This is a genomic window from Pseudoalteromonas sp. SR44-5 (assembly GCF_014163675.1).
Classification (GTDB): Bacteria; Pseudomonadota; Gammaproteobacteria; order Enterobacterales; family Alteromonadaceae; genus Pseudoalteromonas; species Pseudoalteromonas rhizosphaerae.
In genome coordinates this window covers 1-13,761 of record NZ_JACJDT010000066.1, presented here as the reverse complement: position 1 = coordinate 13,761, position 13,761 = coordinate 1, and the positions used below count along the sequence as shown (strand labels likewise).

7 protein-coding genes and 1 pseudogene are annotated in these 13,761 nt (G+C 40.0%); all 8 read left to right on the top strand.

The features are described 5' to 3' along the window. Positions 1 to 378 (top strand): annotated as a pseudogene (locus tag H5154_RS21415) (hypothetical protein); the annotation flags it as partial. Further along, a complete protein-coding gene (locus H5154_RS21410) occupies positions 375 to 5,057 on the top strand; it encodes an OmpA family protein (protein WP_182719551.1) in 4,683 nt (1,560 codons plus the stop codon). The pseudogene H5154_RS21415 and the gene H5154_RS21410, both read left to right, overlap by 4 nt. Positions 5,058 to 5,125: 68 nt before the next feature. Next, positions 5,126 to 6,187, top strand: coding sequence for a PD40 domain-containing protein (locus H5154_RS21405; protein WP_182719550.1), 1,062 nt, complete (start codon positions 5,126 to 5,128; stop codon positions 6,185 to 6,187). A gap of 1 nt (position 6,188) precedes the next feature. Then, a complete protein-coding gene (locus H5154_RS21400; protein ID WP_182719549.1) occupies positions 6,189 to 6,575 on the top strand; it encodes a hypothetical protein in 387 nt (128 codons plus the stop codon). Positions 6,576 to 6,719: 144 nt separating this feature from the next. Next, positions 6,720 to 7,784 carry a hypothetical protein gene (locus H5154_RS21395; RefSeq protein ID WP_182719548.1) on the top strand — a complete coding sequence of 355 codons (1,065 nt, stop codon included), beginning with the start codon at positions 6,720 to 6,722 and terminating at the stop codon, positions 7,782 to 7,784. A gap of 1 nt (position 7,785) precedes the next feature. Further along, positions 7,786 to 8,163 carry a hypothetical protein gene (locus H5154_RS23855; protein ID WP_259398582.1) on the top strand — a complete coding sequence of 126 codons (378 nt, stop codon included), beginning with the start codon at positions 7,786 to 7,788 and terminating at the stop codon, positions 8,161 to 8,163. 125 nt (positions 8,164 to 8,288) lie between these two features. Next, complete coding sequence (locus H5154_RS21390) at positions 8,289 to 12,461, top strand: OmpA family protein (RefSeq protein ID WP_259398581.1); 4,173 nt, start codon at positions 8,289 to 8,291, stop codon at positions 12,459 to 12,461. Positions 12,462 to 12,557: 96 nt separating this feature from the next. Next, on the top strand, positions 12,558 to 13,583 hold the full coding sequence (locus H5154_RS21385; protein ID WP_182719547.1) for a hypothetical protein: 1,026 nt from the start codon (positions 12,558 to 12,560) through the stop codon (positions 13,581 to 13,583). Positions 13,584 to 13,761: the final 178 nt, after the last annotated feature.

Genomic DNA, 13,761 nt, shown 5'->3' with positions numbered 1-13,761 from the left:
GATTTAGGCTTTAACACCCAATTTACGATGCAGTATTTAAAAGTATCCCCTTTCGGCGATTATATTTCTTTTTTATCAGAGGGGCTTGGATACCCTAAATATTACTGGGTTAATTTATCAGACCCCAGTAAGCGCATTACAAAACCTTTCAAAACAGGGGGTTATTTTTTCTCAGATAAAAAAAATAAAGTGTTAAGTAAAGGGTTTAAAGATTCGACTGATTTAATGGGGAATGGTCAGTATTATATAGATGACTTTTTTTATGAATTTGATTTAAATACTCAGCAAACACGAGAAATACCAATTAAAGAAAATGATATATGGGGCATGGGAAATATATATATTTTTGACGTGTTTAATATCAAGGATGAACAATGACAGAGCAATTGAATACTGGGCAATCTAGTTTTCCTAAAGCGTATTTACTCACGGGTTATGTTAATAGAGGCGAGCCAATCAGTAAGCTCACCCCGCTGTTTAACCGTGTGGTGGTGGCTGATAGCGATGGAGCTGCACCAATACTGTTAAGCAGTGATGAAGGCGCCGTGCTTGAGGCTGTTGATTACAAACAGTTGACGACACGAAACCCGTTTCATGCTCATAAAAACCGACCTATTATTGTGCCGCCGGTTGATGCGATAAGCTTGTTAGCGGCAAGCCAAGGTGATAAGTGGTTTGAGGCATTTAAAACTGAACTAGGAAGTTATAAGGGCAAGATTAATACCCTTATTTATCGACAGATTGCAGTTGCAGATTTAAAGCGCCCTGATAGTAAAGATAAAACCTACAGCGACTGGTATAACGAGCACATTATTAAGAGCAAGGTAACCCATATTTATGGTTATGTTATACCTAAAACACGGGCGCTGTTACTCAGTGTAAATCGCTCCATTCCGTTGGCAGGCGGCGATGGTAATGTTGAAATAGTAAAAGGTACTGAAACGCCAATTAAAGGTTTTTTTAATACGGAGGATGAGCTCGGAACTGAAAGTAAAGTTTATAGTGCGGTTATAAATAACAATGATCAAAAATTGAGCGCTGGTTTATATAAAATACGCGTTAAATTAGATTCAAGAACTCTTAGGCCGCTTGGTAACCGTTGGAGCCAAAACGCTCTTAGCTATGATGACAGTGGCACCCCTTATTACGAACTCAGCGAAATGTTGCATTTTGACATTCAAAATGAAGCGGGTGAGTTTGATATTATTAACTGCGACCCAATTTCTGTTGAAGAGTCGCTGATTAAGCAGTTTCCGAGTTATTACACCCACTTAATTAACTTTGCAAAAAACACGGCCTCTGCCCCTGAAGGTTTTGACCCTAATGAGCCAAAAAAAGGCTTGCCTGAATATGGCTCGCCCGATGCCAAAATGCCGAATAGCAAACCCACGGCAATTGCCGGTGGCTTTTTAGATTACTGTACAAACTGGGAATTAACTAAAACCCGTGCCAGCCTTGCTGCGGGCTTTTTAGTTGCCGACATGCAGCAATATGTTGATGCCGATGGCGTACACCATGATAACCGAGGGAAATTTGCCAAGTTAGTTGCTAAAACGCTGCATACCCACTTTCAAACTAACCAGGACCCTGCAGTATCGGCAATGCTTGATGCTACCTTTGCACTTGATAGCGGTGTTGATGCTTGGGTTAAAGTGAGGGAGGCGTTAACTAACCCCAGTGGCGTGACAGCAAGCGATGCATTAAGGGAAAGATTCTTGCCTTTTAGTTTAGCTAACGGTGGTTTAACTGATAATCAGGAACGGCAATTCAATAATACCTTCGGTAGTAAGTTAGGTATTCCTGCGAGCGTACTTAACGTATTAGATAAGTTTATTAATACCGTTGATTTAGCTGTAAGTATTTGCGCGTTTAGTGAGGCGACCATATCGTATTTTGGTGAAGCGGAAAACACTTTAAACACCAGTGTTAATCATTATAAAAGAGTGGCTGATGATTATTTTGCCCGTTTAAGCGAGCGCGAAGTAAGCCATGATGTGGTTATTCAGAGCCAGTTTGAACTTGACAGTGACGTTGTGAGTGAGAAGTACCAAAATGAAATAATATCGCGTAGCCAAATTATTGTTGAAGGGCTGCTAGCAAACCCTAATGCAATGGTTGATATTTCAGGGTATACCTGTGATATCGGCGGCTTTGAATATAATAAAAAGTTGTCTTTAAGGCGCGCTGAGGCTGTTAAAACTATTTTAGCTGAACAAATGATTAGCCGCGGTATGGATCATAACCAAGTTGAATCTCGCATGCGGGTATATGGGTACGGCATGCTTGAGAACTTGGTTGATAACGACTCAGAAGCCCAACGTGCAATTAACCGGCGGGTAAGCCTTAAAGCTTATATTGTCAGTAGCCTTGCTGTAAGTGCTTCTCGTGAGGGGCTGAATAATTTAGAACGTTACCGTAGCTTAAGTGTTGAGAAAAAAATCGCACGCTCAAAAGAGGGCGACAAAGCATTAATGGCCGCGCTTGACACTGCGCTTGCGGTATTAAGTGTAATACCTCATACCGCGCTTGTGGCACGTTCAATTGGGCTTGCTAAAGCGGTGGTAGACGCCGCGCCTGTTGTTACTCGAGGCGTTGCTGCCTTAGCTGATGAAATAATGACAGATAATATATGCAAACAATATTTAGCGGTTGATGATAGGCAAAAACAGCAAAGCGAACGAAGTAGCGCCAACCAAGCATTAATGCGTGATTTGGTAACAGAAATGAACAGTAACCACACCATTGCTAATAGCACTTTATGGGCGGCGCAATACAGAGTAAGAGCTGAAGCCATTGCGGGGTTAGTGGGGTTACTGCTAAGAGCGCAAGTGTATGCAAGCAGCAAAGAAGACTATATCAACAATGCAAAAAAATTAGAGATTCAGGCCTATATTGAAAACTTTTTACTCGGCGATGAGTGGGCGTATCCGCTAATAGATAACGCGGTAATAAAAATGGATACGTTTTGGGTTAACTTAGTTGAAAACGTAAATAAAATGAAAGGCTCTGGTGCAGCTGAGCGGGAATACCAATTAACCTATGGTGTAAACCAAGACTTTAAATTAACCGCCGCGAGTGACCGAAAAATATTATACGACAACCACGTACAAGTAATGGATGAAGAAAGATCAACAGCAAGTTTGATAGGCATGGTTAGCCCTGCGCTTGGGTTTTATATGATGTCTAAAGCGCCAGTGTCTTCCTTACAAGGTTACTTACAAACACAGTATCAAAAGTATTTTCCGATACATACTTTAGGCACTAATGAGCTTGACAACTTTATTGATACTTTTGACCCATTAATGATGCAATACGGTGAAGCAAATTATCATTGTAGTGTGATGTATTACCAAGATGTTAATACTAAAAAATGGCACTTAATGAGTGATTTAGGGGATGAATCAATTACCCCATTTACACCGGTTAGAGTGCTGGTGGTGTTTGATGAAACGATGGCCCATATAGCACCGCTCACATTTGAAGTGAAGCGTATAGATGGCTGGGATGTAACCAGTATTAAGTATTCAGAGCTTGCACGTGCGCTGACCAAAGATGAGCTATTTATTAATCAAGATGGTTTTGATGAATCGCGTTATATAGGTATGGTTGGCTGTGTATTTCAGCCATTTTATCAACTTGGGCCTAAAACGTATTTAGGTATAAAGCCAACCGCTCATTCAGCGGCTTTTTTGTTACCTGGTATTAATAGCGCAGATGATTATGCTGACTCTGGTCGCCTAAATAATATGCGCTATAGAATCAGGTGCCAAGTGGCTAGCACGACAAGTGTAGATTTACCGCTTAAACAAACACCTTCACAAGGCCCCGTTGAGTTTGATGGGGTACTTAGTTTTATTGAAGACGACTTTTTAGTAAGTGTTGATAAAGAAAAACACAGCTCGCTGTTAATTAAAGACTACCTAACAAGCTATGATTCAAGCTTTGCCTACCCTGCGTTATTTGATGGTGAAAAAACCGTTACTATGGCAATTAGAATTGGGGGAGAAGGCGCGCCATTTATCTCATTAGCGAATTTAAACAATGAGTATTTAGAGGGACCTTACAAAAAAACTACTTATGAAGAGCTTTATAAGCGCGAGCTTTGGGCAAGTGCAATAAAAAACAACCTTACCATCACTCGCCACGGTAATAGCCTTAAAATTGAAAAATATGATTGGAATACTGAAATTGAAGTTTTTGTCGTGGTAACCGCCGATAGGTTACTTGAAGATAATTACAGCAAAGACCTGATCAACCTAAACTCCAATACTATTCCGTGCTTTTTAAGTATGACGGGTATTTCGTCAAGTTGGCCTAAAGACAGTGAGTTGCAAGGGCCTACTTATCCCAGTAATTTAATTAATATTGGTGAAATTGAACGTTCTTTAACAGGTGGTTTTAACAGAGGCAAAATACGTGATAATCACTATAAACTAACAAGACGACGCAACGTAAAGGGGCAGTCTCAACTTCGCGATTTTATTTCATTTTTAAGAAGTGATTCTCAAGAGCAAGAGCAAGAGAAAGAGGTACTCTCGTTGTTTAATTGGCATAACAAAAAAGCTGAGTTAGACAAGCAAGGCCAAACTGAGAAAAAGCATTTGTATGTCGCACGTTTTAAACTGGATTATAAGACCCCCAAAGGCAATACCGTAAAAGGTATTCGCCCTTTTGGTAAAGTGGATATAAACGCTAATGGCTCGGTTGATGAATCACCTAAACTATGTTTTAAAGAGTTTAGAACGGCTGGTAATTCAGGTATACACGTTGCCGACTTTAGCACTGTTGATGGCTTGTTATTCGATGATACATACAGTCACGGCTTTGCCCTAGAGGTGGAGTTACCGAAATCAGTAATCAATAACGCGCCATGGTCTAAAGCAATGAATAGTACACGCTATAGCAAACTCGAACCGCACTTGAGCGATTATCAAAAAGGCTTTTATGATTCAAATGACATGACTGTTGATGAAGTTAAAGAGTGGTTTGAGGTCCATTCGAAAAGTTTAGATGAAGTCAGTATCGAGGCTATAAATGCTCGCAAACTAAGTGATTAAACATTGCGTAATAAAAAGCTCATTGATATGGGCTTTTTTATTTAGGTTTTTATAAAAGGATTTTTAAGGTGTTTTTTAACAAGGGCTATACGGTATCCGTATTTGTGTTTATAGCTTTATTAACCGGTTGCTCAGAGCCGTCTTCACAAGGCTCACCACAAGTAGAGGTTGATGTTGCTAAATACCCATGGGCTAAAGAGCATAAAAACCACCCAGAATGGCCAATGGAAATACGTGAAGAGGTGTATGGCGATGCAGATACCTTCTCAACCCCGCGGTTAATGTTTTGGAATAAATACAAATACAGCGAGGTTTATACGCTGTGGTCATCAAAACTCGATGGCTCAGACAGACGCCGTATTATTCCAGAAGAGGTATTTCAAAAGCTTGAATCTATTAGTATACATGCACCAGCTCGCTCACCAGATAACCGTTATATCGCTATTTCGGGTTATATAAATGACCGAGCGACGCGCCAGTTATACGACACTAAAGAGAAAAAGCTAATCACCATGTCAGGCGGTGGCGGCTACCCGTGGTTTAATTGGACGTCAGACAGTAAAAATGTAATTTTTTACTCAGATGGCAAAAACTTTAATTACCATGTTCCAACAGGCGAGTTAACCCCACGACCACAAATTCACCACAGTGGCGCTGCTTTTTTACTCCCAGGCGATAAAGAGTTTTTAGCGGTAAAGCACGATGGCTTTTGGATACATAAGTTTGATGGTGAAGTAGTGCGTAAAGTGAATTTTGGTTTCCCAAAAGAGTGGGAGATGAAAAACCACCGTATTTCACCGGATGGAAAATATTTAGCGTTTATGACTCATGGCAGAAAAGACTTCCATTTTCACTGGGTGAATATTGCAAACCCTGAAATAGAGCATTCAGAGAAAGGAACAGGTGGTGGAGTTATTTTTTCTCCAGAGGAAGATTATCAATTAGAGTATACAATAAAGCACTCGCAAGAACGTGATGAAAATGGGTTTTATCTTTCAGAGCGTGTCATCAGAACAAAAAACATACTAACAGGTGTGCAAACTGAAGGGTTAGTTAAAGAAAAAGGAATCTGGGGCATGAGAACTTTAGTCCCTGTAGCAATTACTAACTTAGCAGCACAAGGACAATAAAATGCATGACATGAGCAAAGGATCTGCAAGCCCGTTAGTGTATTTACTAACTGGATATGTTGAAAACAATAAACCGGTTGATAAATTAACCTCGGTAGCAAATCGAATTATTGTTGCTGAACAGCCTAAATCAGCCACTTATGATACAAAAAAGCCTATTGTATTAAAAACAAATAGCGCGGGTATTTTATCAACAATAAATAGTGACTCATTAGACGTACGCCAGCCATTTCATTCATACACTGCTATTAATCAACGACCTATTATTATTCCGCCAATGGAGTCTATAGGGCTTATTGCAAATAATAACCCTAGTGGCTGGACTGCAGAGTTTGTTGATAATTTAAAAAATTACAGTAGCTCAAATACGCCGTTTATTTATCAGTAATTTAACACTCTCGATTGAAGTGACAGAAATAGTAGAAGAGTAAGTGCAAGCACAAGCACTTTGACGCAATAACACAAGTTTTAATGAATGCACTTATTTATATTACCTCGTAAATAAGTGCATGTAGTAAAAGGATAGTTTTTGATGTTTTTTAAAAAATACAGCATGTTTTGCGTGCTCTCTCTTTGTGCCAGCTTGGTACTAGGCGGTTGCTCAGAGCCATCATCGCAAAGTTCACCACAAGTAGAGGTTGATGTTGCTAAATACCCATGGGCTAAAGAGCACAAAAACCATCCAGAGTGGCCACTCGAAATACGCGAAGAGGTGTATGGTGATGCAGATACATTTTCAACCCCGCGGTTAATGTTTTGGAATAAATACAAATACAGTGAGATACGCACGCTGTGGTCATCGCGTTTAGATGGCTCAGACAGGCGCCGCATAATTCCTGAAGAAGTGTTTATACAATTTAGACCTGTAGGGCTGCATAAGGCAGTTCGCTCACCAGATAACCGTTATATAGCAATTTCGGGTTATATCAATGATAGAGCGACACGCCAGCTTTACGACATCAAAGAACAAAAACTAATCACCATGTCAGGCGGGGGGGGGCATCCTTCATTTAACTGGACCTCAGATAGCGATAATGTGATTTTTTATGCAGATGGTAAACATTACAACTACCAGGTATCAACAGCCACTCTTACACAGCGCAAAATAATTTATTCAGATGAGCTGTTTTTACTCCCGGGCGATAAAGAATTTTTAGCGGTAAAGCACGATGGCTTTTGGATACATAAGTTTAATGGCGAAATAGTGCGTAAAGTGAATTTTGGTTTTCCGAAAGCGTGGGAGATGAAAAACCACCGTATTTCACCGGATGGTAAGTATTTAGCGTTTATGACCCACGCCAGACCGAAAGCGCATTTTCACTGGGTGAATATTGCCAATCCTGATATAGAAAGTTCGGAAGAAGGAACTGGCGGCGGGATAATTTTCTCTCCAGAAGAAGATTATCAATTGCAGTATTTAGTAAAACATTTACAAGAGCGTGATGAAAAAGGGTTCTATCTTTCAGAGCGTATTATAAAAACAAAGAATATAGTGACAGGTGAGTACTCAGAGGTGTTAATAAAAGAAAAATATATTTGGGGTATGCGGCCTTTAGCTCCTATCGCGATTACAAATTTAGCAGCAAAAGGACAATAAAATGCATGAAATGAGCAAAGGATCTGCAAGCCCGTTAGTGTATTTACTAACTGGATATGTTGAGAATAATAAACCGGTTGGCAAATTAACTCCGGTAGCAAATCGAATCGTGGTGGCCGAGCAGCCTAAGCTAGCCACATACGATACAAAAAAACCTATTGTATTAAAAACAAATAGCGCCGGTATTTTATCAACAATAAACAGTGAGTCATTAGAGACGCGCCTGCCGTTTCATGCATACATGGCTATTAATCAACGACCTATTATTATTCCGCCAATGGAGTCTATAGGGCTTATTGCAAATAATAACCCTAGTGGCTGGGCGAAAGAGTTTGTTGATAATTTAAAAATTACAGTAGCTCAAATACGCCGTTATTAGAGCTACAAACAGTCCTCATTACCAACTTAGAACAGCCTACAGAAAATAGCGAAGACGACACTTACAATAAGTGGTATGAAAAAGAAATAACTCAAAAAAACGTACAGGCTATTCAAGCGTACGTGTTGGCTAAAACACGGGCGATAATATTAAGTATTAATCCAAACATCCCGCTTCTTTCTACGGATCAAAATATTGCTTTGTCACCGCCTGTGGGTGAAGATTTATTTGCTACTTTCGACAGTGAAACTAACTTAGCAGTTATATCAGGTACTAACAAGAAACTACCTAGAGGGTTATATAGAATCAAAATAAAGCTTGAAGAATATCTATTTAAAGGACAATCTGAGCGATGGTGTACTAAATCTATTCAATTTGATGGCACATATTATTACTATGAACTTGCCGAAATGATCCGATTTGATATAAAAAATGAAGCCGGTGAGTTTGATGTAATTAATTGCGATCCGCTTTCGGTTGAAGAGGCAATAATAAAGCAATTCCCGCGCTTTTATAGCCACTTAATTAGTTATGCCAAAGATTTAAAAACCGAGCATGCCACTTACGACCCAAAAAACATCAGTGTAAAAGATGAAAATGGTAAAGAAATTGGCCGCGCTAAAGTGAGCGATGAACCAATAAAAATAGCTAGCGGCTATGAAAGCTTTTGTCATGGTTGGGCGGTGGCTAAAGGTCGCGCACAACTCGCCGCCGGGTTAATCAATACTGATATAACCGCCAGTGCCAGTAACGGTAATTTTACCACCAATGGTAAATTTGTATTAGGCAGTAAAATTGCCAAGGCATTACATGATCATTTAAGAGCAAATGCTGATACAACTATTCAAGCAACCCTAGACGCTGTATTTGCTATGCAAGATGGGCAAGATGCGTGGCAAAAGCTACGTACTGCCCGCGCAGGCTTTGCAACAGATGATTGGAAAGATGCGCTTGCAAAAAATTTGTGGCGACTGCCTGAGAATACACCGGCTCAAATGAGGCAGTACAGCGGTACAGTTGCTGGGCGTATTGGTATTCCTAAAGTGGCAATGGATGCAACAGGCAATGCGTTAAATATGGCTGATTTAGCGACTAACATTGTTGCGCTTGGGCAAACTACAGTACAGCAGATTGGCACTGATATTCCTAACTTAGTGCAATCTAAGCAGCATTATAAAACGGTTGCTCAGGATTACTTTGAGCATTTAAGTGCTAAAGAAATTGTAAAAGACGTGGTAATTAAAGCACAGTTTGCACTTAATAGTGAGCAGGTAAGCGATGAATACCGTGATGTTATTTTGCAGCAAAGTGAAGCGGTTTTAAAGGCGTTTGAGCTAAACGAATCTCTTAAAATTATAGTGGCAGGCCATACCTGCGATCTGGGTCATTACGATTATAATATGGCGCTATCTGAGCGACGAGCCGATGCTGTTAAAAATATTTTAGTAACTCAAGCTGGTATTGATGAGGCGCGTATTGAAGTGCAAGGGCTAGGTTATACTCAGCCACTTGTAAATAATAAAGATGAAGCCAGCCGAGCGCAAAATCGCCGTGTACATATTGCCGCTTATGCTATTAGCCAGCTTTCTGTTTGCCCATCACGCGAAGGTATGGATAGCTTAGAGCGCTTTCGTAACTTAACCGTGGTTAACGACATAAAAGTAGGTGAAACTGCCGATGCCATGGCGTGGCAAATGATCAATATTGCTTTAGGTGTGATGGCATTTATTCCGGCAACAGCACCGATTGCTGCAGCGGTGGCAGTAATAAAAGCAGGCGCTGCGGTTGCTACATCGGCTGCTAATTTAATGGATGAAGTGCTGCTCGATAACGCCTGTAAAAAGTATTATGCGGAAATTCAAAGAGATAAACGCCTAGGCCAAGAATGCGCGGCTAACCAAGGGATGATGCATGAGCTGCTTAATGAATTTAAAGAGAGCGAAAGCACAGAGCAAAGTACGCAGTGGGCTGCGCAATTTAGACTGCGCTCAGAGGCAATATCGGGCCTGATGGGCTTGTTATTAAGGGCGCAGCGTGAAGGTGATAAAAGCCAGTATTATTCAAACTTAGAGCGCTATAAAGTAAAACAGTACATAGAGAACTTTTTATTAGGTGATAGCTGGGCACTGCCTAATTTACCTGGTGCATCAATTAGGATGGATACATTTTGGGTGTTTTTAATTGATAGCATTACCGCACAACAAAGTAATGATACTGATAATAAAGCGCTTTATGGTTTTAGCGATAATTATAGCCTGTTAACTAAAGCCGCACGTAAAGCTGTGGTAGAAGATCCTCAAAATGCACTTTATGTGCACTCGCAGTCTAACCCGTATGGCTTTTATATGATGACGGTGCCAACACTCGCGCGTGAACATAACTATATTACCGCTGAATTTCAAAACTACTTTCCTATTCATACCTTTGGCACCCAAGAAAAAGAAGGCAGTAAATACTTAGAAAGCTTTGCAAACACCTTTGAGCCGGTATTTTCTGACTATGGTGAAGCAAGTTATCATCACAGCGCCCTATATTATCAAGACCCAACGTCAAAAAAATGGTTGCCAATTATTGCCAACAAACTAAAGCGCTTAACGCCATTTACACCTATCCGTGTTTTAGTGGTGTTTAACGATACGATGACCGGTATTGCCCCTATTACCTTTAAAGTAACGCGCTGTGACGGGAAAAATAACGAGCTTGCTTATAAAGAGCTCGTAAGGCCGCTTGTTGAGTCTGAGCTATTAGAGAGCGAAAAGCACTTTGCTGGAAAGTTTGGCTGTGTATTTACGCCGTTTTTTCAGTTAGGGCCAAAAACTTACTTAGGCACTAAACCTATGGTTCATGAAGCGGCTTTTTACCCATTTATGCATGACTCTGCATTTGAATATTATCAAGATGACAATTTTTCTGACATGCGTTATTTCATTGGTGCGCAGGTTGGCAGTAGTCGTGAAGCTGTATTGCCGTTAATGGGGGAACGTAAAGATAATAGTGATGAGATGATTTTTGAGTCTGATACTGCTGAGGCTCTTGATGCCCTTGGTTTAAAAAATAGATATGTGGCGAATGAGTTTTATGTTGATTTAAATACAAAGCGTAATGGTGGTAATGAAGAGTCACTATTAATAAAAGACTTTTTAACCAGTAATAGCTCAAGCTTTGTATACCCAGAGCTTTTTGCGGGGGAAAAAAGCATTAGAATTTTGGTGCGCTTTGGCGGTGAAGGAAAGCCTTATTTAATGACCAGTAAAATACAAAGGCAAGGGCGCTCAATCCGTTTATTTGAGAGTGAATTTGCTGCCGCACAAAGTTTAGGGTTTAAAGTACGCCAGTTTGGCGATGACATAATATTTGATGACTTTGATTGGAATACCCAAGTCGATATTATGGTTGTAGCCACCTGTACAGAGCTAGAGTCTGATAACTATACAAAAAAACTCATTGGTTTAGATTGGCGTAGTGTGCCATGTGATTTAATACTGCAGCAGACTATTGGTATTAATGATAACGGCCCGAAGTATAAGTCAAAACTGTGCTATTTAGGTAAAGCCACACGTAATGCAAATAAAGGTTACAAAACAAAACTTATTTTAAATAAAATGGTGGATACATGGCATGACGATGACTATCAGTTTGAGGATATGTGGGATGACAACCAGTGCAAAATTGATGAGCAGGTAGGCCCAGAGTATGAAGAGTTAATTGAACTATTGAATAACGCAGGCCCTTATAACGAGAAAGGTAAACAGGCTCGAGCTCGAGCGTTGCTTAATTGGCATAATAAAGACGCTAAAGCATTTGCCGGTGAAGAGCAGGTTTTTGTTTTTGCCGCTAATTTTAGCTTAAATTATGAATCGCCAAAGCGAGTTTTTATTAAAGGTTTAAGGCCTTTTGGAGACATATTTACAAGCCAATTTAGTGATATATTTACTGACAAAGAAGAGCAGCAATATACGATGGAGCTAGGTGTTGCTAACTTTAACTCTGCGGGTAATTCGGGCTTTAATTTTAATGATATCGGCTCAATGACTGATAAAACCAGCAACCATGGTTTGCAGTTAAAGTTACCATTGCCTAACCCTACAAATAGCGATTTGCCTTGGGGTAAAACATTACCTGAAGCTGATTTAAAAGAGTTAGCCGCAAAGCTAAATAGCGACCATTCAACCCCATCAGAAAAAGACCTATATAAGCGCTTGTCAGAGGAGGGGTTGACTGAAGATGAAGTGAAACAGTGGTTTGTTGAAGATGCGACAAAGAAAAAAGTAAGGCCGTTAGGGGCTTTTAAAGAGTAAATTAACTTCTTAGTACTTACGGGGCTGTAACCAAGCACTCTTTGTGAACAGCCCTTTTACCTAAGCTTACTTCACCTTTTAAAATATCAGCATATTATGGCATTAATTAAACCAATTTACCCAATCCCCTTAGCTAACAAATTAAAGGCGTTATTGGCAGTTAAATTACCGCGTGGTGAAACACCCCCAGCACCTATTACCTATGTTGATGACAACATCTGTAAGCTCAGTAACAACTCAATAAAAGCCCGTAATATGGGTATTATTCCGGCGTTGTGCATGGTGTCATTTATTGCCTTTTACCAGATAGCTGGTTTTTATTCCATGTGGAAATCAACGGAAGAGAGTATGATGAAAATGGTTGATTTTTATAAAAAAAAGCATGGAGAAGATTGTTTTTTATCCCCAAATGTTGAACCAGTAAGTAAAAGTTTTTACGATATGTTTGATGAAAATGGCAAAATGTCATTAAGTCGTTATATGCATTATCACTATTATGAAACCGCTGATGTTGGCGGTACGTTTCGCCTTAAGCGAGATATAATTTTATCCATCTTTATTATACTGACACTTCCTCCCTTATTGTATTTTCTAATCTTTTTTAAGCGCCAAGCGCCGATGGTGTTTGACCGTAATCGGCAAATTGTTTATCACTGGTATAAGGGCAACGTTCGCGCCCAGCATTTTAAAGACCTACGAATACATGAAGACTCACAAATGATGCGTATTCAGACGCGCAGCCTTGGTAAGCGCGGTGATATGCGTTGGGCTAATTTTATGGTGCAACCGCGCCATAATCCTTATTACAACGGTAAAGATGCGTATGAGCCAGTATTGGCATTCATATGTCAATTTATGGAATATGGCCGTGAGCATGTAATGCCGCAGTGTGAGCAATGGCAATCAAATGACAAACCCTTTGCACTTTTTGATGATGAAAAACCAAAAGACTTTGAGCAGCAATTAAATGCGGTGTTAACACATTTGTCAGAGAACGATACAGATATCCCGCTTGATAAAGACAATTTACCGTTATCTACAGGGATGGATATGAGCATGAGTATGCGTTTAAGAAGGGCCCAGAGTAGAGAAAGTAATAAAGATGTGGACAAGAATGGATAAAGAATTTGTTGAGATTAATGGCTTTGATTAAATACCACTACCCAATACCTTTAGCCCCCTGTGTCAGGATAGTTGTCGTCTCTAACTTTTAATAGAGGCAGATAAAAATGAGACGTCGATTTACACAAGAATTTAAAGTTCAAGCGGTTGAAAAAGCATTATCTCAATGTGATGATGT

Bases quoted from the DNA above. Each gene is read 5' to 3' on its own strand.
- H5154_RS21410 (WP_182719551.1), top strand. From the start codon at position 375: ATGACAGAGCAATTGAATACTGGGCAATCTAGTTTTCCTAAAGCGTAT.
- H5154_RS21400 (WP_182719549.1), top strand. From the start codon at position 6,189: ATGCATGACATGAGCAAAGGATCTGCAAGCCCGTTAGTGTATTTACTA.
- H5154_RS21395 (WP_182719548.1), top strand. From the start codon at position 6,720: ATGTTTTTTAAAAAATACAGCATGTTTTGCGTGCTCTCTCTTTGTGCC.
- H5154_RS23855 (WP_259398582.1), top strand. From the start codon at position 7,786: ATGCATGAAATGAGCAAAGGATCTGCAAGCCCGTTAGTGTATTTACTA.
- H5154_RS21385 (WP_182719547.1), top strand. From the start codon at position 12,558: ATGGCATTAATTAAACCAATTTACCCAATCCCCTTAGCTAACAAATTA.